The 19,150-nt window shown below is 69.1% G+C and carries 15 protein-coding genes and 3 tRNA genes; 2 read left to right on the forward strand and 16 right to left on the reverse strand.

Going from position 1 to position 19,150, the window contains the following annotated elements; all coding sequences use genetic code 11:
- Positions 1-15: 15 nt before the first annotated feature.
- From MK786_RS09640 to MK786_RS09670, 7 genes are all read right to left on the reverse strand, one after another.
- The gene (locus tag MK786_RS09640) at positions 16-1,908 is read right to left on the reverse strand and encodes a heavy metal translocating P-type ATPase (RefSeq protein WP_241112018.1); all 1,893 of its coding nucleotides are present in this window, start codon (positions 1,906-1,908) and stop codon (positions 16-18) included.
- Positions 1,909-1,960: 52 nt separating this feature from the next.
- Positions 1,961-2,365, reverse strand: coding sequence for a TM2 domain-containing protein (locus MK786_RS09645; RefSeq protein WP_241112019.1), 405 nt, complete (start codon positions 2,363-2,365; stop codon positions 1,961-1,963).
- A gap of 347 nt (positions 2,366-2,712) precedes the next feature.
- A tRNA-Met gene (locus MK786_RS09650) sits at positions 2,713-2,786 on the reverse strand.
- Between the two features lie 23 nt (positions 2,787-2,809).
- Positions 2,810-2,881, reverse strand: a tRNA-Thr gene (locus tag MK786_RS09655).
- Positions 2,882-2,946: 65 nt separating this feature from the next.
- Entirely contained in the window at positions 2,947-4,560 is a 1,614-nt protein-coding gene (locus MK786_RS09660; protein ID WP_241112020.1) for a peptidoglycan DD-metalloendopeptidase family protein, read from the reverse strand.
- A gap of 196 nt (positions 4,561-4,756) precedes the next feature.
- Positions 4,757-5,563 carry an inositol monophosphatase gene (locus tag MK786_RS09665; RefSeq protein ID WP_241112021.1) on the reverse strand — a complete coding sequence of 269 codons (807 nt, stop codon included), beginning with the start codon at positions 5,561-5,563 and terminating at the stop codon, positions 4,757-4,759.
- 74 nt (positions 5,564-5,637) lie between these two features.
- Positions 5,638-6,672, reverse strand: a complete 1,035-nt coding sequence (locus tag MK786_RS09670; RefSeq protein ID WP_241112022.1) for a ScyD/ScyE family protein — start codon at positions 6,670-6,672, stop codon at positions 5,638-5,640.
- Positions 6,673-6,908: 236 nt separating this feature from the next.
- Here MK786_RS09670 and MK786_RS09675 point away from each other — a divergent pair, with 236 nt between their 5' ends.
- Entirely contained in the window at positions 6,909-8,492 is a 1,584-nt protein-coding gene (locus MK786_RS09675) for an NAD(P)/FAD-dependent oxidoreductase (protein WP_241112023.1), read from the forward strand.
- 39 nt (positions 8,493-8,531) lie between these two features.
- Here MK786_RS09675 and MK786_RS09680 read toward each other — a convergent pair whose 3' ends face one another.
- The 9 genes from MK786_RS09680 to MK786_RS09720 all read right to left on the reverse strand — a co-directional run bounded on the left by MK786_RS09680 (position 8,532) and on the right by MK786_RS09720 (position 18,370).
- Complete coding sequence (locus MK786_RS09680; RefSeq protein WP_241112024.1) at positions 8,532-9,497, reverse strand: hypothetical protein; 966 nt, start codon at positions 9,495-9,497, stop codon at positions 8,532-8,534.
- A gap of 107 nt (positions 9,498-9,604) precedes the next feature.
- Positions 9,605-9,689, reverse strand: a tRNA-Tyr gene (locus MK786_RS09685).
- A gap of 99 nt (positions 9,690-9,788) precedes the next feature.
- Positions 9,789-10,709 carry a PfkB family carbohydrate kinase gene (locus tag MK786_RS09690; RefSeq protein ID WP_241112025.1) on the reverse strand — a complete coding sequence of 307 codons (921 nt, stop codon included), beginning with the start codon at positions 10,707-10,709 and terminating at the stop codon, positions 9,789-9,791.
- Positions 10,706-11,206, reverse strand: a complete 501-nt coding sequence (locus MK786_RS09695; RefSeq protein ID WP_241112026.1) for an FBP domain-containing protein — start codon at positions 11,204-11,206, stop codon at positions 10,706-10,708. The genes MK786_RS09690 and MK786_RS09695 overlap by 4 nt, the downstream gene beginning before the upstream one ends.
- A 156-nt stretch (positions 11,207-11,362) precedes the next feature.
- Positions 11,363-12,277: a bile acid:sodium symporter family protein gene (locus MK786_RS09700; RefSeq protein WP_241112027.1), complete on the reverse strand. Its 915-nt coding sequence runs from the start codon at positions 12,275-12,277 to the stop codon at positions 11,363-11,365.
- A 33-nt stretch (positions 12,278-12,310) separates the two neighbouring features.
- Positions 12,311-14,296, reverse strand: a complete 1,986-nt coding sequence (locus MK786_RS09705) for a glycoside hydrolase family 13 protein (RefSeq protein WP_241112028.1) — start codon at positions 14,294-14,296, stop codon at positions 12,311-12,313.
- A 120-nt stretch (positions 14,297-14,416) separates the two neighbouring features.
- Positions 14,417-15,433, reverse strand: coding sequence for a sugar ABC transporter permease (locus MK786_RS09710; protein ID WP_241112029.1), 1,017 nt, complete (start codon positions 15,431-15,433; stop codon positions 14,417-14,419).
- Positions 15,433-17,028, reverse strand: coding sequence for an ABC transporter permease subunit (locus MK786_RS09715; RefSeq protein ID WP_241112030.1), 1,596 nt, complete (start codon positions 17,026-17,028; stop codon positions 15,433-15,435). The genes MK786_RS09710 and MK786_RS09715 overlap by 1 nt, the downstream gene beginning before the upstream one ends.
- 97 nt (positions 17,029-17,125) lie before the next feature.
- Positions 17,126-18,370 (reverse strand): maltose ABC transporter substrate-binding protein, encoded by a 1,245-nt coding sequence (locus MK786_RS09720; protein ID WP_241112031.1) that lies wholly within the window; start codon positions 18,368-18,370, stop codon positions 17,126-17,128.
- Positions 18,371-18,641: 271 nt separating this feature from the next.
- On the opposite strand from MK786_RS09720, the gene MK786_RS09725 reads away from it, so the two are divergent.
- Complete coding sequence (locus MK786_RS09725) at positions 18,642-19,130, forward strand: YajQ family cyclic di-GMP-binding protein (protein WP_241112032.1); 489 nt, start codon at positions 18,642-18,644, stop codon at positions 19,128-19,130.
- Positions 19,131-19,150: the final 20 nt, after the last annotated feature.

The following is a 19,150-nucleotide window of genomic DNA, read 5'->3' on the forward strand; positions in this document are numbered from 1 at the left end:
GACGACGGTGTCCGCTCACCGCCGCATGGCGTCGTGCTTCCGACTCGCCGCTGCGCGTTCGCCCAACCCGAGGGGCGGGCCGCCGAGCGCTCTCAGTGCGTACAGGATCGTCGCGAGGTCGACGAGCTCCTGCGTCAGCGCTCCCGCCACGGCCGGGATGACCCCGGTCATCGCCACGAGCATCAGCCCGATGCTCAGCGCGATGCCGATCCAGATCGCGGTGAGCGCGACGCGCAGGGTATGGCGGCCGATAGCGACCGCGTCGACGATTCCAGCCAGCGAGTCCACCAGGATCACCACGTCGGCGGCGTCTCCGGCCGCGGTCGCGCCCTTGGCTCCCATGGCGACCCCGACGTCGGAGGCCGCGAGGACGGGCGCGTCGTTGACGCCGTCGCCGACCATCATCACGGGGCGGGGCGTCATTCCATGCGCCAGCTCGACCTTCGCGCCGGGAAGGATCTCGGCGTGCACCTCCTCGATTCCCACGTCCCGGGCGATCGAGGTCGCGGTCGGCAGCGTGTCGCCCGTGAGCATCGCAATGCGCTCGACACCGTTCTCGCCGAGCCACGTCACGACGTCGGCGGACTCGGGTCTCGGATCGTCGGCGAGCACGAGAGTGCCGGCGAAGCGCCCGTCGATGGCGACGTACGCTGCGGCCTCCCCCGGGCCGAGCGCCGCCCGTGTCGTGTCGGGGGCGAGGGTGGCGACGTACGCCGGCTTGCCGACCACGACCCGGCGGTCGCCGAAGGTCGCCTCGACGCCGTTGGTGGCGACTTCGCTGGCGTCGTCCGTCGTCAGCAGCGCGAGGCCCTGCTCCACGGCGGCGCGGCGGATGCCGGCGGCGAGCACGTGAGAGGAGTACTGCTCAGCGGATGCTGCGAGCTGCAGCACCTCGTCGGCACTGAATCCCTCGGCAGGGCGGACCGCGACGAGGTCGGGCCGTCCCTCGGTGAGCGTGCCCGTCTTGTCGAACGCGACCGAGCGCACGCGCGCCAGCTGTTCGATGACCGCTCCGCTCTTCATGATCACACCGGCCTTCGCGGCGCGCGACAGCCCGCCCAGGAACGCCACCGGCGCCGCGATCAGGAGCGGGCACGGCGTGGCGAGCACGAGAACTTCGGCGAACCGCGTGGGATCTCCCGACAGCGCCCACGCGGTGCCCGCCAGGACGAGGGACACCGCGGTGAACGGGATCGCGAATCGATCCGCCAGCCGGACGACAGGTGCCCGTGAGTCCTGCGCCCCCTGGACGAGTGCGACGATCTGCTGGTACTGGCTGTCTGCGCTCAGGCGCGTGGCACGAATGCGCACCGCGCGCGGCCCGTTGATCGATCCCGACATCACCTCGCTTCCTGCGTCGCGGGTCACCGGCATGCTCTCGCCGGTGAGCGAGGACGCGTCGAACGAGCCTGTGGCAGTGATCAGGATGCCGTCGACGGGCACGATCTCGGAGGGGCGCACGAGGAGGACGTCGCCGATGGCGACCTCCTCCACGGCGCGATCCTCCACCTCGTCACGCTCTCCGGCGCCCGGATGGATGACGTGGGCGGTGCGCGGCGACCGGTCCAGCAACGCGGTCAGATCTCGCCTGGCGCGCCGACCCGCGAACTCTTCGAGTGCTTCGCCGCCCGACAGCATCAGCACGACGATCAGCGAAGCGAGATACTCGCCGACGGCGAGCGTGGCGATCATCGCCACGACGGCGAGGATGTCGAGACCGATGTGCCCACGGAGGACGTCGCGCACCATGCCGACGATCGTCCAGGCGATGAACAGCCCGACGTACGCGGTCGCAAGCCACCTCGCCGGGCCGGCCGCGCCCGAGAACTGCAGTCCCAGGACGACGGCGAGGATCACGACCGACACCGTGATCACCGGGTACCGCCGTACGGTGCGAACCAGCTTCACATGCCCAGCATCCCGGCTCCTCTGCTCGATCGCCAAACGCGAGGCCGCGAGATCACTGCAGCTGCCACCACGGCATCATCGGCCAGACGTCGGGGATGTAGGCCATCACCCGCGAGATCGCCGCCGTGAAGAGCCAGAGCCCGAACCCTGCGGCGGTGATGATCCAGGCGATCATCTTGTGCTCTTCGAAGTCGGGAAGCAGGCGACCCTCCTTGTCACGCTGCACACCGGCCAGCGTCAGGATGAGGTCGATGAGCCACCAGACGCCGAACCCGCCGACGGTCAGCAGCTTGATGATCCCGGTCCCGATCTTGCCGAGGTAGAAGCGGTCGACGCCGAGGAACCCGAGCAGCCAGGCGAACATCCACGTGGCGATGAACGACCTGTCCGACATCGCGATCTGCGACGGAGCGCCCACGCCTGCCGGCACGTGCGGCGGGGCTGTGTTGGTGGACATGGCATCCTCCTTCACCCCTCACACTGCGCCAACGCAGCACGGGTACACGGGTCGAAGGTCCCGCGCGAACCCCGGCCGAAGGTGAGAGCCCCCCGGCGATCGCCGCCGCGGCGCGCGACGCCGGCGTACCGCCGCACCAGAGACGAACTGTTCGCCGCGCGTCATCCTTGGTGCGGGTTGCGGATAGTGCACGACGCGCGGGCTCACGCAGCGCTATCGTCGCAGCAGCGGTGCGGGTTCCGGCGAGGGAATCCGCACCCTTTCTTTCGTCTGATGAGAATCAGAGCGGCGCCGGGAGACGTCCACGACAACGACGAAACCCCCGGAAATCCGGGGGTTCTAATCTGTAGCAGGAGCGGGGCTTGAACCCGCGACCTCACGATTATGAGTCGTGCGCTCTCACCAACTGAGCTACCCTGCCGCGTCACACCTCACGATGTTCCGAGCCCCGAGTCAGGATTGAACTGACGACCCCTTCCTTACCATGGAAGTGCTCTGCCACTGAGCTATCGGGGCACACTGCCCGCGTGCGGGCAACTAGAAGAGGATACCAGAGCAACGGCACCACTCTTGAATCGAGGTCAGCCTCCGGTGTGCTCCCGCAGCCAGGGCAGCGGGTCGATCGCGGTCTTGCCGTTGAGGAGGAGCTCGAAATGCGTGTGGGCGCCGTACGAACGGCCGGTGTTGCCCGTGCGACCGAGCACCGTGCCGACCGTGACGTGCTGACCCTGCGACACCTGGATCGAGCCGTACTCCATGTGCGCGTAGTGGCTCGAGATGAGCTGGCCGTCGATCACGTGGTCGATGATCACGTGCACGCCGTAGGCGCCGCCCGCTTCTGAGGCCACACGCACGGTGCCGTCGGCGATCGCCTGGATCGGCGCACCCGCGCCGGGCGTGAAGTCGATGCCCTCGTGCATGCGGCCGGAGCGCATGCCGAAGCCGTACGACATGGTGACGCCGACGGCGAACGGCCACTGGATCGCGGCGTTCGGGTCGTTGACGAAGAGGTTGGAGAAGTTGCGGATGCCCGCCTCGGACGCGAGCTCGGCGACCGTCGTCGTGCCGTAGTTCTCGGTGCGGTCGAGCGTGTCGGCCGCGATGCCGGCCGGCGCGACGTAGGCCTGGATCTCGTCGGCGTCGACCTCGGTGACGGTGGTCGCGCCGGGGGCGAGGATCGACATCGACGTCTCGGCACCGCCGGCGGCTGCCACGGCCTCGGCGGGGGTGGTCATTCCGACTGTCATGAGACCGACGATGCCCATCACGCCCACCGAGAACGACGCTGCGGTCAGGCGCTTGAAGGACGCGCCGCGGTTCACGCGCGCTTTGCGCGGAGCGGTATGTGCGGCCTGGACGGGCTCCGCGGCGGGCTCGGCGGCGTCGACCGTCGTGACCTGCTCGTCCTGGACGGGCAGCTCACCGGTGAACGAGAACAGGCGGGCAGCGGCTTCGAATTCATCGGAAGCGGATGCCGCGGCCCGCGGCCCCTCCGACGGGTCGGTGACCCGCTCGGCGGCGATCGTCGGCTCGCCGACCGGGGTCTCGTCGGGAACGACTTCGAGCACGGTGACCTCTTCGGTCACCGGCGCGACGGTCGGCTCGAGCAGCTGGAACGGCTCGGCGGGTGCGAGGACGGCCTCGAGCATCGGTGCCGGAGCCTCAGCCGACGGGAGGTCCGCGTGGAAGACGGGTGCGGGACGCTCGACCTCGGCCGGGGCGGCGAGCGCGATGGGCGGCACGACCACGGCGGGCTGCTCGCCCGTGCGCGGAACGCGGCGAGCGCGACGGCTCATCGGCGCGGGCTGCGCGACCACCGGCTGCGGTGCGGGGGCGACAGGCACCGCGGCTGCGATCGGGTCGGCGATGTGGATGGGCGCTGCCGGAACCTCGATCGCGGACGGGGCCGGGGCGGGGGCCACGGGAGCGGCAGGCAGATCGGTGAGGGGCTGCACGCGCGCGAGGTCCTCGACCTCGGCCGCCGCGATCACCGGACTGTCGGTCGGCGCCGAGGGCGCAGCATCCTTCTGCTTCTCTTCGACCGGGCGGCCCCACACGACGGCGGGACGCTCGGAAGCCGCACCGGCGGCCCTGCGACGGAGCTCCGCACGTGACGTCCCGAGGGTCTCCGAGGTCGCCTGGACAGGCGTCGAGGAGGTGCGGCTGGAACGGCGCGTGCGGGCGGGCTCAGCCATCGGGGCGTCAAAAGGCAAGCGGGGGGCTCTCGGGTCGTGTCGCTCGGGGGGCAACGGTACGGTCTTCGGGCAAGTGATGACTTCCGCCGTTCGGGCGACGAAAGTAACGATCGCATAAACACTACATGGGGAGACCTGGGAATGCCATGAGCGGTGTGGACAACTCACCGCGTTTCGTGGAGATCCTTGCGAACGCTCAGGCTTCGTCGGCGAGCGCCGCGTCGACCAGCCGCTCGAAGATCACCGGAGTCGACGCCACGATCAGGTGCCGCGACCGCTCAGAGTCATCCCGGACGAACGTGAACGAACCGCCCGCCTCCGTGACCAGCAGCGAGCCCGCTGCGTGATCCCACGGCGCGAGGCCACGCTCGAAGTAGCCGTCCAGCCGCCCAGCGGCGACCCACGCGAAGTCGAGCGACGCTGCGCCTCCACGGCGGATGTCGCGGGCCATCGGCATCACCCGGCCGACGCGGGCCAGGTCGCCGGCATGCGTCGTCGGGTCGTAGCCGAAGCCTGTCGCCAGCAGCGCACCTGCGGCCGACACGTCGGCGTTCACGGTCAGCGACTGGTGGCCGAGCCAGGCGCCCTCCCCCCGTGCGGCCCGGAACATCTCGCCCGACGCCGGCGCGTACACGGCTCCAGCGACGGCTTCCCACTCCCCCGGTGTCGGTTCGCCGATGACGGCCGCGATGCTGACGGCGTAGGCCGGGATGCCGTATGCGTAGTTGACGGTTCCGTCGATCGGGTCGACGACCCAGGTGACGTCGGTCCTCCCACGCTCGGCTCCGGTCTCCTCACCGAGGAACCCGTCGTCGGGTCGGGCATCCGCGAGGCGTGCCCGAATGAGCTCTTCCACCTCGCGGTCCGCTTCGGTGACGATGTCGGCGAGCGCCGACTTCGTCGCGGCGATCGCGACCCCCGCCGTGCGACGCACCCGCGCCAGCTCACCGGCTTCGCGGGCGATGTCGACGGCCAGGGACTCGAGTTCCTTCGCGAGCGTCATCCCCTCACGCTATCGGGCGCCGCGAGACACGACGCGCGATAGCGCTGCGGGACGCGGCATCCGCTCCGCAGCTCTCACCAGGCGCCATGCCCGCACGCCCTGCCGTGCCTGCCGGCGCTGGTCATGTCGACCTTCCACACCTCGCCGTCGACCGTCACGACGAAGGCGGAGCGGCGCGAGAAGTCCACGGAGGTCGGCAGGTCCAGCCCTGCGGCGATCACGGAGACCGTGCCGTTGCGGTTGACCTTCAGCAGTTCACCGCTGTCGGGCAGCGCGGGAGAGCCGGGCTCGACGTCACCGGGAGAGTCGCCCTGCGACAGGGCGTACAGACCGCACGCGCCCCACTCCACGTCGACGAGAAGGCTGGCCCCCGACGCCACCTGTCGCGACTGCGGGTGGCGCAGGCTGAGCGACACCACCTTGCCGGTCGCCGGCAGGTGCGGCACGGGCCCCGCCTCGGTCATGTAGATCCTGGATCCCTTGACGTCCAGACCCGTCGGCACGATGTTGCCGTACTGCGCGATGAGCGTGATGTCACCCGACAGCGAGACCTTGAGCAGGCGGTTCATGTGCCCGTCGGTGACGAGGAATCCCCCACGGATCGGCTGCATCGCGAACTGGAGCCCGGCGGCCACGAAGAAGTCGATCTCAGGCGGCGGCGGATTCTCGACCGTCCACGAGCCGAGGTCGGCGATCGTCGTGAAGCTGTGTCGGCCGTCGACGCGGTAGATGCCTGCGATGTCGTCGGCCGTGCCGCCGGGCACGCCGTCGCCGACCAATGTCACCAGGACGTAGGCGGTCTTGCCGATGAAAGCCACGTCGATCGCGCCGCCGAGCGGCAGGATCGCCGGCGGCAGTCCTGTCACGTACGGCGTCTTCGCTCCTGTCCGCGGATCGATCCGGGTGACCTGACCGATCCTCCCCTCGGTGACGTACAGGGCGCCGTCCGGTCCGATGGTGCTGCCGCTGGCGCCCTGCAGTCCGGAAGCGAGAAGCGATGCGACGGGCTTCCCGCCGGGCTTCCCGCCCTCACCCGCTACCGCCGCTCCGCCCGTCGCGACGCCGAGCAGCGACGCCACGGTGAGCGCCGCGACCACGGCACCCGTCACGATCCTTCTCCTGATACCCATGAGAGCCCTCCTGGCCTCGCACGACCGCGCTGATCTCCCCGCGCTTCGACCGTCCTCCGACCGCACGCCACGGTCAACGCGTCGGCCGGCATCTGAGGGTCCGCGCGCGAAGAATGAGGGGGTGGGGGTGTTCGTCTGAGGATGCCCGGGATGCGGCATCCGCTCGCCGTCCTGGGGACAGGCGAGCGCCTCCTGCCCCCGGCTAGCGTGGAGGGATGGTCAGAGACGCCCCCGCACACACCCACGACGTGGTCATCGTCGGCGGAGGCCACAACGGCCTCGTCGCCGCCGCCTACCTCGCTCGCGCAGGCCACTCGGTCGTCGTGCTCGAGCGTCTCGACCACGTCGGCGGCGCCGCCGTCTCGGAGCGCCCGTGGCCCGGCGTCGACGCGCGGCTGTCGCGCTACTCCTACCTCGTCAGTCTGCTGCCGCAGCGCATCATCGACGACCTCGGCCTCGAGATCGCCCTCAAGCGGCGGCGGTACTCCTCCTATACGCCGGACCCCACCGATCCGTCGCGCGGCATCCTGATCGATACAGCGGATGCCGCGGCCACCGCGGCCTCCTTCGCCCGCGTCACCGGCGACACGAGCGAGGCCGAGCGCTTCGCCGCGTTCTACGAGCGCCTCGCGCCGGTCGCGGAGCGACTGTTCCCGACCGTGACCGACCCCCTCCCCCGTGCGGCGACAGCGCGGCAGCTGATGGGCGACATGTGGACCGACCTCGTCGAGCGCCCGCTCGGCGAGGTGCTGCGCTCCTCATTCGAGACCGACATCGCCCGCGGCATCGCCCTCACAGACGGTCTCATCGGCACGTTCGCGAACGCCGACGATGAGAGCCTCCGACAGAACCGGTGCTTCCTGTACCACGTGATCGGCGGCGGAACGGGCGACTGGGACGTGCCGGTCGGCGGGATGGGCCAGGTCAGCGGCGAGCTCGAGCGCGCCGCCCGCGCAGCCGGCGCCGAACTGCGCACCCGCGCCGACGTGACCTCGATCGCCCCCGACGGCGCGGTCGAGGTCGCCTGCGACGGCGGGCGCACCGAGCTGCTGCGCGGACGCGTCGTGCTCAGCGGCGTCGGCCCGGCGGTGCTCGACCGACTGCTCGGCGGATCCGGGCCGGCGGCCGACGCGCCGGAGGGCGCCCAGGTCAAGGTCAACATGCTGCTGCGGCGCCTCCCGCGACTGCGCGACATGTCGGTCGATCCCGAGGCCGCCTTCGCGGGCACGTTCCACATCAACGAGACGATGACCCAGCTCGACGACGCCCACCGCACGGCGGCCGGCGGCAGCATCCCGAACCCGCTCCCGGCCGAGATCTACTGCCACTCGCTCACCGATCCGTCGATCCTCGGTCCCGAGCTTCAGGCCTCGGGTGCCCAGACCCTGACGCTGTTCGGTCTGCAGGTGCCGCACCGTCTCGTGGCAGGGCAGGATCGGGATGCTGCGCGCTCCGCGCTGCTCGCCGCGGCGCAGGCGTCGCTCGACTCGGTGCTGGCCGAGCCGATCGCCGACGTCGTGTTCGAAGCTCCGGACGGCATGCCGTGCATCGAGGCGCGGACGACGGCCGACCTCGAGGATTCGCTCGGGATGACGGCCGGCGACATCTTCCACGGCCCGCTGTCATGGCCGTGGGCGAGCGACGACGAGCCGCTCGACACTCCGGCGCAGCGCTGGGGAGTGGCGACTGCGCACGACCGCATTCTGCTGTGCGGGTCGGGCGCGCGACGCGGTGGCGCGGTCAGCGGGATCGGCGGGCACAACGCCGCCATGGCCGCGGGAGAACTGCTCCGCGGTTGACGCGTGCCCCCGCGCGCGGCGCGGCGCCCGCTCGTTCCCTTACCGCTGCGGCGGCAGCGGCGGCGGGGGCGGGTAGCCCTCGTAGCCGGGGTGGGGCGGGGGCGTGGCGTTGTCGATCGCGGAGGCGCTCGTCTGGGTATCGCCTCCCTGCGGCGCAGCCTGCGGGGCACCGAACACGTGCGCGCCCGGGCTCGGGTAGCCCGTGTAGTAGGCGTTCCAGTCCGGCGAGCCGTCGGGCAGCATTGGCAGCGGAGTGACCCCGTCGACGTAGTTCGGCCACGGCAGCAGTTCCTGCTGCGCGCCGGGAGCAGGTGCGGGTGCGGCGGCCGGCATCGCGCCGTACGCAGGGTACGCGGCGGCGCGCGGCTTCTTCGGCGCGAAGAGCACGTTCACCAGCGGGATGAGTGCGGTGCCGACGGCGGCCAGGATCGCGACGGCGACCACGATGCGCCAGTAGATGTCAGGGAACCGGAGGTACTCGTCGAACATCAGCGGCAGGATCAGCAGCACGACGAGCGCGGCCACGAGCACGATCGTGATCACCGCGACCGTGCGGGTGAACGGAGTGTCATAGCGCTGCAGCGCCTTCGTGTAGAGCCTCACGTGCAGCAGCGCGAGCTGCAGGATGAGCACGATGAAAAGGAACTGGACGAAGCGGGTGAAGCCATCCCACGAATAGCGCTCCGGCATCCAGATGAGCACTGCGCCGATCAGGAGTGTGAGGATCCAGGTGCCCATGCTCGCGAGCGCGAACCAGGCCGGGCGCCGCGGCGCGAGGTGGGCGTCGAGGATCGTGACGCCCGCGAAGGCGACGAGCAGGAGGATCGTGAGGAACGCCTTGCCGATGATGTCGCTCTGGTCGCCGACGAGCACCCACACGACACAGACGACCGCCGACGCGATGAGCGCGCCGATGGCGACCCAGATCGCTGCGCGAAGCAGGGATGACACAGGCGCGTCAGCCGCCTGCGGTTGAACCGGGGCGTGGGGATCGGGCACGGTCATGACGGTCCTCTCTGTCGCGGGGCACGGCGTCCGCACGCTTATCCTGGCATGCCGCCGATCCGCCAAACGGAAGAAGCCCCCATGAAGGGGGCTTCTTCCGTTCGCGATGGTGGCGAGTGAGGGATTCGAACCCCCGAATGCTGAGCAGTCTGATTTACAGTCAGATCCCTTTGGCCGCTTGGGTAACTCGCCAGACGCACCCGTCCGACTTTCACAGCCGACCGGAGGCGCGATTACACATCTTACGCTGTCCCGCGCGCTTGCTCGAAATCGAAGTGGCGCGAGCGGCGATCAGGTGCCGATCCGGTCCAGGTCGAGCGCCTCGAGAGCCGCCGGCGTGCGCAGCAGCGCGCCTTCGAAACGGCAGGTCGCGGCCGCGGCGTCCATCGCGCTCTTCAGCGTCTCGGCCCACTCGTCCTCACCCCCGGGCTCGCGGTCGAGCAGCGACGCGATGGCCGCGGCGAAGGCGGCATCGCCGGCGCCCATCGTGTCGACGATCCTTCCCGGCAGCGCCGTCACCGGCGCGGTGACGACGACGTCGCCGGCCTCGAGCGTCCCGCCCGCCGCCCCCTCGGTCGCGAGAACCGCGCCCACGCCGAGGTCGACGAGCCGCTCGCGCAGCCAGTCGAGCGGCTCGTCGTAGAGCAGAGTCGCGTCGTCCTCGCCGACCTTGACCAGCGTCGCACCGGCTGCGAGCGCCTCGAAGCCGCGAACGAACTCAGCCTTGTCTCGCATCATGCCGCTGCGCGGGTTGGGGTCGATCGCGACCGGCACGCCCGCGCTCTTCACCGCGTCGATGAGCTCCGCCGCCTGCTCGGCGCCGTCGAACGCGAAGCAGCTGACGACGACGATGGGGGCGTCGGCGATCGCGCGCTGCGCATCATCACCGAATCGGATGCGGCGCTGCTGGGATGCCTCGTTGAAGTCGTACTCCGGTTCGCCGCCGCCCGTGCGCACGCTCACTGCGCGAGCGGTGCCCAGTGACGACTCCGTGGCGACGAGCTCGACACCGTAGTCGGCGAGATACGAGCGGATGTGCGCGCCGGGCTCATCGTCGCCCACCATCGCGATCAACGTGGCCGGCACACCCAGCCGGGAGAGGCCGACCGCGACGTTCAGGGCAGCACCTCCGACGAACTCGCGCACTCCGTTGTCGTCACGCAGCTCATCGATGAGCGCATCGCCCACCACGACCACACGGCCGGCGGTCATCGGCGGCTTCCGGCGGTCTCGAGCACGCGCTCGACGAAGGCCTCCGCACGTCGGCGCGTGCCGTCGATCTTCAGGTCGACGCTGGCCCGCACCTCGTTGGGGGCGAGCGGCAGGGCGAGCCGCACGTTCTCATGGCACGACAGATCGGTGCAGATGTAGGTTCCGACGCTGTCACCGGCGTGTCCGGCATCACCCGCCTTCCGCGCCGTGAAGAGCGCGACCTGGTCGGCGGGCTGCATCGTGTGGCAGAGGTTGCACATCGCCGATCGTGCACTCGACGTTCCGTCGGCTGCACGCAGCACGATGCCGCGGGGCTCGCCCTGGACCTCGGCGATCACGTAGCCGCGACCGCGCGTGCGCGGATCGCGCCACGCGAAGAAGTCGAGGTGATCCCAGTCGGTGAGCAGGAAGTCGGTCGGCAGGGCGACCAGGCGGAGCTCTTCGGGTGAGGCGTTCGCGAACGCGGAACGCACGTCGTCTTCGGTCAGTGGGCGCATGGCACCTCCTCGCGCCCCCAGTCTACGAAGGACGGATGCCGCCGCCACCCCGCTCCCCGGCGTGCGGAGCCGCGAGTTGCCACTTCGCGTGGGAACGAGGCATCCGCTCCCCGCCCGACGTGGCGACTCGGGTGGCGACGCGCGCCGAGCGCCGGGTCAAGGGTGCGCGGCGGCCTCGGCGTCGTCGTCGGCGACGGCGACGGCGATCTCGTCGTCGGACGCACCGCGGCGCTCCCGGATCAGGAAGCCGAACCCGAAGGCGATGAAGAACATCAGCACGCCGTAGACGGCGGCGGGAAGGCTGAGCTCGACCGACCCGAGCACCGTCTGCGCGATGACGATCGCGAGAGTGGCGTTGTGGATGCCGATCTCGAACGACGCTGCGATCGCCTGACGCTTGCCCACCTTGAGCAGACGCGGAACGAGGTAGCCGACCGACAGGCTGATCAGGCAGAACACGATCGTGATGACCGACAGGCGCGCGAAGTTCGCGACGAGGAGGGTCCAGTTCGAGGCGACCGCACCGGCGATGACGACGACGAGGATGATGATCGACGCGATGCGCACCGGCTTGTCCATCGCCTTCGCGAACGCCGGCCAGAGGCGCCGCACGACCATGCCGATCGCGACCGGCACGAGCACGATCGCGAACACCTCAAGCACCTTCGACCACTGCATGCCGAGCTGGCTGTCGAACGGGTCGAAGTAGATGATCGCGAAGTTCGTGATGAGAGGCAGGGTCACGACCGAGATCACCGAGTTGACCGCCGTCAGCGAGATGTTGAGAGCCACATCGCCCCGGAACAGGTGGCTGTAGAGGTTCGCGGTCGTGCCGCCGGGCGATGCCGCAAGCATCATCATGCCGACGGCGAGCACCGGAGGCAGCTGGAACGCGAGCACGAGACCGAAACAGATAGCGGGCAGGAGCACCAGCTGACAGAGCAGAGCGACGATCACCGCCTTCGGCTGCTTCAGGACGCGCGCGAAGTCGCCCAGGGTGAGACTCAGACCGAGCCCGAACATGATGATTCCGAGGGCCACGGGCAGGCCGATGGTGGTCAACGCTGACATGGCACTCAGTGTGCCCGATGCCGCGACGGCGTGTCACGCCCCTGTGGAATCGGCGCCCTTCACGACCTCGGCAGGTGTCGGCTCGTCAGCGTCGACCACGCCGCGCGAGACCTCAGTCGTCTCGTCCGTCTGAGTCGGCGTCGGCGCGCTCACCCCGGGAAGGACCCAGATCGCGAACGCCGGGCCTTCCGCCGAAAGCAGCACCGACCCGTCATCCGACACCGCCAGGGTCGCGTCGCCGAACACCGGCTCACCGGACGCCGCACCGGGGAGGGCGCCGGCCGGGATCGCGGCATCCGCATCTCCTCGCGTCGCGAGCACGAGCACGGTCTCGCTCGCGGATTCGCGCACGAAGACGACTGTCTCGTCATCGACGTACACCCAGCGGAACCCGCCGTCCTGCAGCGCGGGATGGCTGCGGCGCAGCGCGATGAGGTCGCGGTAGAGCGCGAGTCGCGCGGCGACCTCGGGCTCGTCCTCGCTCCCCCACGGCATCGGGGTGCGGCTGGACTCGCCGTCGGCGCCGAGCAATCCGAACTCGTCGCCTGCGAACACCACGGGAAGCCCGGGCATCGCGAGCGACAGGCCGACGGCGACCGGGATCGCACCGGGCGCCGCGTTGGTCGCGAACCGGGCGGTGTCGTGCGTGTCGAGGGGCTGCATGTTGCCGAGCCGCACGCGCCATGGGATGCCGGCTGTGAAGCGGCTGACGGCCTCGGCGAACTCGCGCGCCGTGTACCGCGGGATGCCGCCGATCGGCTGACCGAAGAACCACGAATCGGTCAGCTCGCCGCCATCCGCGTCGAGGTAGGGCGCGCCGGTCGGCTCGCTGAGCCATCCCCACAGCGGCCGCGTGAACGACGGGTACGTCATCGCGCCGTGCCAGCCGTCGCCCTGCAGGTCGCTGACGGCGTCGTTGGTGGACTCTCCGAGCAGGATCGTGTCGGGATTGACCTGGAGCATCGTCTCGCGCAGCAGCTGCCGCACCTCGGCGTTCAGGTCGACGGCGCCGAGGCGGCCGGTCATGTTTGCCACATCGATGCGCCACCCGTCGGCGTTGTACGGCGGCTTCAGCCACTTCGCGACGACCGAGTCCTCGCCCGAGATGAACCGGCGGCGCAGCTCCTCCGACGACCAGTCGAACTTCGGCAGGCTCGCGTAGCCGAGCCACGAGACGTACGCGCTGTTGGCGTCGTCGGTGAAGTAGTAGAAGTCCTCTTCGGGCGCTCCCGGGTTGCCGAGCGCCGCCCGGAACCACTCGTGACTGTCGCCGGAGTGGTTGCTCGTGAGGTCGCCGATGACCCGGATGCCGCGGGCATGCGCCTCCTCGATGAGCCGGATGTACGCCTCTTCCCCGCCGAGCAGCGGGTCGATGCGATCGAAGCTGGCGGCGTCGTAGCGGTGGTTCGACTCCGCCGGGAACACCGGGGTGAGGTAGAGCAGGTTCACACCCAGCGAGACCAGGTGGTCGAGCTTCTCGATGATCCCGGGAAGGTCGCCGCCGTAGAACTGCTGCGAGCGCGCCGGCATCACGGCGTCGACCGGATCACTCCACGCCGCCGGGATCGCCCACTCAGGCGTCGGGTGCTCGTCGGCCGCCGCGGAGCGCGCGAACCGGTCGGGGAAGACCTGGTACATCACCGACTCGTTCAGCCAGGCAGGCGGTGCCGGGTAGGCCACGAGCGCGAAGTCCTCGGAGTCGAGGGTCTCGATGCGATGCAGGCCGGTCTGGTTGAGCCATTCGACGCGGCCGTCGGCGTGCTGCAGCATCCATCGATATCCGTGTCGCGGGTTGCGCACCGTCACGGGCGCATCCCACCACTCCCACGCGTCGGCGGCACCGACGCGTACGGCGTCGGTCCACTCGGGCTCGTGGTCGGGGTTCGAGCGCGTGCGCACGGCCGCGAGAGGTCCGTACCCGGCGGGCACGCGCAAGCGCACCGTGACGACCTCGCCGAGTGCCGGCGCGAGGTTCGACACGTGCAGGGACGAGCCGTCGTGGTGGGGTGCAGGGGTCATGACATGCCTTTCGATCGGTCGGCAGCGCGCGCCGCCGGGTGCGACGTGGTTGCACGGCCGGAAGCCATGACAGAGCCCTTGAGTTGTGTGATCCAGGATGCCGCGGCCCGCGGCATCCGTCTACTTGACGCTGCCGGAGACCAGACCGCCCGCGATGTAGCGCTGCGAGACGAGAAAGAACGCCATCACCGGCAGCGCGGCGAGCACCGCCCCGGCAGCGAACACGCCCCAGTTCTGCGACATGAAGCCCGACACCAGCTGGAAGAGCCCGATCGCGACCGTCTGCTGGGACGGGTCATTGAGGATGACGCTCGCGATCGCGAACTCGCCGATGATGCCGATGAAGGTCAGCAGCCCGATCACGACGAGGATCGGCGTGACCAGCGGGAGCATGATCGTGAAGAACACCCGCGCGTGACCCGCGCCGTCGATCTTCGCCGCCTCGTCGATCGCCGTCGGCACAGTGTTGAAGAACCCGTACATGAGGAACGTGTTCACACCGAGGGCGCCGCCGAGGTAGATCATGATCAAGCCGGCGTGGGTTCCCAGGCCGATCGCCGGGAAGACGTCGCTGATCTGGATCATCAGCAGGAAGATCGCGGTGATCGCCAGCAGCTGCGGGAACATCTGCAGCACGAGCAGCGTGGCCAGGCCGAAGCGGCGACCCGTGAAGCGCATGCGCGAGAACGCGTAGGCGCCGAGCGCGCACAGCAGCACCGTGAAGACGCTCGTGACGACCGCGATGATCAGCGAGTTCGCATACCACTGCGGGTAGGGCAGGTCGGGGTCGGTGAACAGCCGGACGTAGTTCGAGAAGTCGATCTGTCGGAACAGCTGGTTGGAGCCGGTCAGGGTGCCGATCGGGTTGAGCGACACCGACAGGATGTACAGCAGCGGGAAGAGCGCGAACACGATCGCCGCCCACGCCACGACATGACGCCAGCCCTTCTCGGCGAACCAGCGCCGGAACGACTGCCGTCGCACGTGGGGGGTGGGCGGGCGGTGCTCGGCGTTCAGCGCCTGACCATAGATCTCGCCGGCTTCGAGAGCACCCTCGCTGAACACGGCCAGAGTGGTGCGAGCCCCGAAGGACCGCTGACGGGGCCCGGCTGCCGAGCCGTTCTCGTTCTCGCTCATCAGTTCAGGTCCTCCAGTGCCTTGGTCTGCCGGAAGCTGATCACGGCGACGATCGTGACGATGACGAAGATCAGGATCGACAGGGCCGACGCGAGGCCGAGGTCGCGGCCGCCGCCACCGCCGAACGCCACCTTGTAGACCATGGTGATCATGATGTCCGTCGCGCCGATGTCGAGCGTCGTGTCGGTGAACCGCGGATTGCCTCGGGTGAGCATGTAGATCACCCCGAAGTTGTTGAAGTTGTAGGCGAAGGTCGCGATCAGCAGCGGGGCGACCGCCACGAAGAGCAGCGGCATCTTCACCGAGCGGAAGATCCGCCACGCACCCGCGCCGTCCATCTTCGCCGCCTCGACGATGTCGTCGGGCAGCGACTGCAGCGCGCCGGTGCACACCAGGAACATGTACGCGTAGCCGAGCCACATGTTTACGAAGATGACGCTGAATCTCGCGAGCCACGGATCGCCGAGCCATGGGATCTGCGCGCCGCCGAGGAGCACCTCGTTGATGAAGCCGAACTCCGTGTTGAGCATGCCCGCCCAGACGAGTCCCGTCAGGTACGCGGGGAAGGCGTAGGGCAGGATCACCAGCACGCGGTAGATCTTCTTGCCGCGCAGCGTCGGGTGGTTGAGGACGAGCGCCAGGAACAGACCCAGGGCGAAGCAGACCAGGGTCGACAACGCAGCGAAGGCGAAGGTCCAGATCGTCACGCGGAGGAGCGGGTCGCGGATCTGCTCGTTGGTGAAGGCGAACGCGAAGTTGTCCCAGCCGATCACCACGCGCCATCCCGGCGTCAGCGTCTCGCCGTTCTCGGCGCGGAAGTTCCCCTCGCCGTCGTCGGAGTAGACCTGTCCGGTCTCGGTGTTGGTGAACGTGTCGGCGGCCTCGTCGTACTCGAGGCTGGAGGTGAAGACGAAGGCCTTGCGTCCGTCGGATGTGCGGAGGGTGCCGTCATTGAGGTCATCGCTCACCGGGACGTTGAGCGCGAGCACCTCGTCCTGGAACCGGATGATCTGGTTGAGGTTGAGCTGCTCCCAGCCGTCGGGTGCGCTCGAGGCGTCCTGGAGGGGCTGCTCGTTCGTGCCGAACGCGGTGCCGCCACCCGGCTCGGCCACGAGGAGTCCGAACTGGTCAGCCTGCTTGTAGACCTCGACGGTGTACTCGGGCGAGTCGGGCACGCGCTCCTGCGAGGTGCGGATGATCTGCTCGATCGCATCCTGCTTGGTGCTGTTGTGCTGGTCGCCGGCGTTGGTGAACGCGATGTAGCCGGTGTAGATGATCACGAAGATCTGGAAGACCGCGAGGAATGCCAGGCCGGGCGCGAGGTACTTGCCCGGCAGCAGCCCGGGGCGCAGGTAGAGGTAGTTGACTCCTGCGACGACGAGCAGGAGCACGCCGGCGGCGATCCAGTCGCCCTTCGCGACGAGCACCCAGACACCGAAGACGGTGAGGGCGTCGATGATCGCGAGGAGCACGACCTTCACGATGAGGGCGACGATGCCTCCGGTCGTGAGCCGCCGCGCGGGCTTGTGGAACGGATCATCGCCCCAGGCACTCGGTGCCGCGGACTTCGTCGCGGCAGTCTTGACATCGGCCATGGAGGGACGCTCCTTCATCGCAGGTCTTCGGGTTCAGAGTAGAAGAGAAGGCGGGTGGAGCCGCGAGAGGCCCCACCCGCCTTCATCACATCGGCTGTCAGCCGATCTTGGACTGGATGTTCGTCGCAGCGGTCTCCCAGACCTGCGCCGGGTCACCCTCGCCCTTGATGAGCTGGAGCTCAGCGTTGCCCCAGTCCGACCACACGGCACCCATCTCGGGGATCGCGGGCATCGGAGCACCGGTCTGCCCGATCTTGCCGAAGGCCTCGACGTCGGGGTCGGAAGCGGCGGCGCTCTCGTAGGCCGAGATCAGTGCCGGCGGGCGGCCGCCGACCTCGAACAGGCTCAGCTGCGCGTCCTCGGTGCTGAGGTAGTTGACGATGAAGTCGGTCGCGGCGAGCGCGTTCTCCGACTTGCTCGACAGGAAGAAGCCGTTGACGCCCACGAACGGTCGGGCCTCCTGGCCACCGGCGCTGGGGAGCGGGTCGATGGCGTAGTTGATGCCTGCCTCGGAGATCGCCGGGATGTTCCACGGACCCGTGAGGTAGTAGGGCGACTTGCCGGCGACGAAGAACTCGCGCGCCTTGTCACCGTCGATGTTGGCGTTGAGGATGCCCTCGGCGCCCCACTGCTTCAGAGCGGTGGCGAACTCGACGCCGGCGGCGTCGCCGAGCACCAGCTGCGACGGGTCGTACGAGCCGTCGGCGCTCTGCGCGAACACCTGCGAGCCGAACGACGTCTGCAGCGGGTAGAGGTGGTACGGGTCGCCCTGTTCCGGCGAGAGTCCCACGAGGAAGGGGTACTCGGTGCCGGCGGCCTTGCCGTTGGCGATGACCTCGTCGAACGTCTCGACGGGCTCCGACACGAGGTCGGCGTTGCGGACGAGCGCGACGTTCTCGATCGAGTACGGGACGCCGTAGACCTTGCCGTCGTACGTCATGGCCTGAACGGCCGCCTCGGCGAAGCCGTCGGCGACGTCACCGAGCTCGAGCGGGGCGACGACGCCGGCCGACACGTAGGCGCCAAGCTTGTCGTGCGGGCTGACGATGACGTCGGGGCCCTTGCCGGTGGGAACCTGGCTGATGAAGTCCTGGTCGACCGTGGCGAAGTCCTTGGTGACGAGCTTGACCTCGACGCCGGTCTCTTCGGTGAAGGATGCCGCGACGTCCTCGAGCGCGGGCTTGCGCTCGATGTCGACCCAGACGGTGATGGGGGTCGTGTCCGCGTTCTCGCCGTTGTCGCCGCCGTTGTCTCCGCCGCCGCTTGCGCAGCCGGAGAGCACGAGCGCGCCGCCCGCGATGAACGCACTGATCGCGAGCGCGCTCTTCTTGTTCACCTTCATCGGTGTGTGCCTCTCTTAAGTGCTGTTGGGGTTAGACCGGCCCGGGCCGGCGCCAAGCACCGTCGAAGGCCGTTCTTCTGCTCGCAGATGATGCAAGCGCTTACATTGTTATCATCTTCGACCCGAAACGCAACCCACGATTGGGATGATCGATACGCGTTCGTGACTTGCGGGATAACGCGGATCATCCGCGAAACCCCCTCATTTGCAAGCGCTTCCAAGGCATGCCCGGTCTTCGCGGCGTCACGCGACCGCGGATAGACTGCCCGTCATGGCCGATTCTTCGTTCGACATCGTCAGCAAGGTGGACCACCAGGAGGCCGAGAACGCCCTCAACCAGGCGCGCAAGGAGATCGAGCAGCGCTACGACTTCAAGGGCACCGGCGCCTCCGTCGAGTGGAGCGGCGACTCCATCCTCATCAAGGCGAGCACCGAGGAGCGCGCGAAGGCGGTGCTCGACGTCTTCCAGTCGAAGCTGATCAAGCGCGGCATCTCACTGAAGAGCCTCGAGTCAGGCGAGCCGTTCGCGAGCGGCAAGGAGTTCCGGATCGTCTCGACGCTCAAAGACGGCATCTCGTCCGAGAACGCCAAGAAGATCTCGAAGCTCATCCGCGACGAGGGCCCGAAATCGGTGAAGTCCCAGATCCAGGGCGACGAGCTGCGCGTGCAGTCGAAGAGCCGCGACGACCTTCAGGAGGTCCAGCGCATGCTCAAGGCCGCCGACCTCGACGTCGACCTGCAGTTCGTCAACTACCGGTAGGGCGCGACGCGCGGCCGGCC

Source organism: Microbacterium sp. CFH 31415, from assembly GCF_022538185.1.
Lineage (GTDB): Bacteria > Actinomycetota > Actinomycetes > Actinomycetales > Microbacteriaceae > Microbacterium.

Bases quoted from the DNA above. Each gene is read 5' to 3' on its own strand.
- MK786_RS09700 (WP_241112027.1), bottom strand. From the start codon at position 12,277: ATGTCAGCGTTGACCACCATCGGCCTGCCCGTGGCCCTCGGAATCATC.
- MK786_RS09680 (WP_241112024.1), bottom strand. From the start codon at position 9,497: ATGACCGTGCCCGATCCCCACGCCCCGGTTCAACCGCAGGCGGCTGAC.
- MK786_RS09725 (WP_241112032.1), top strand. From the start codon at position 18,642: ATGGCCGATTCTTCGTTCGACATCGTCAGCAAGGTGGACCACCAGGAG.
- MK786_RS09675 (WP_241112023.1), top strand. From the start codon at position 6,909: ATGGTCAGAGACGCCCCCGCACACACCCACGACGTGGTCATCGTCGGC.
- MK786_RS09710 (WP_241112029.1), bottom strand. From the start codon at position 15,433: ATGAGCGAGAACGAGAACGGCTCGGCAGCCGGGCCCCGTCAGCGGTCC.
- MK786_RS09690 (WP_241112025.1), bottom strand. From the start codon at position 10,709: ATGACCGCCGGCCGTGTGGTCGTGGTGGGCGATGCGCTCATCGATGAG.
- MK786_RS09660 (WP_241112020.1), bottom strand. From the start codon at position 4,560: ATGGCTGAGCCCGCCCGCACGCGCCGTTCCAGCCGCACCTCCTCGACG.
- MK786_RS09705 (WP_241112028.1), bottom strand. From the start codon at position 14,296: ATGACCCCTGCACCCCACCACGACGGCTCGTCCCTGCACGTGTCGAAC.
- MK786_RS09720 (WP_241112031.1), bottom strand. From the start codon at position 18,370: ATGAAGGTGAACAAGAAGAGCGCGCTCGCGATCAGTGCGTTCATCGCG.
- MK786_RS09665 (WP_241112021.1), bottom strand. From the start codon at position 5,563: ATGACGCTCGCGAAGGAACTCGAGTCCCTGGCCGTCGACATCGCCCGC.
- MK786_RS09695 (WP_241112026.1), bottom strand. From the start codon at position 11,206: ATGCGCCCACTGACCGAAGACGACGTGCGTTCCGCGTTCGCGAACGCC.
- MK786_RS09645 (WP_241112019.1), bottom strand. From the start codon at position 2,365: ATGTCCACCAACACAGCCCCGCCGCACGTGCCGGCAGGCGTGGGCGCT.
- MK786_RS09715 (WP_241112030.1), bottom strand. From the start codon at position 17,028: ATGGCCGATGTCAAGACTGCCGCGACGAAGTCCGCGGCACCGAGTGCC.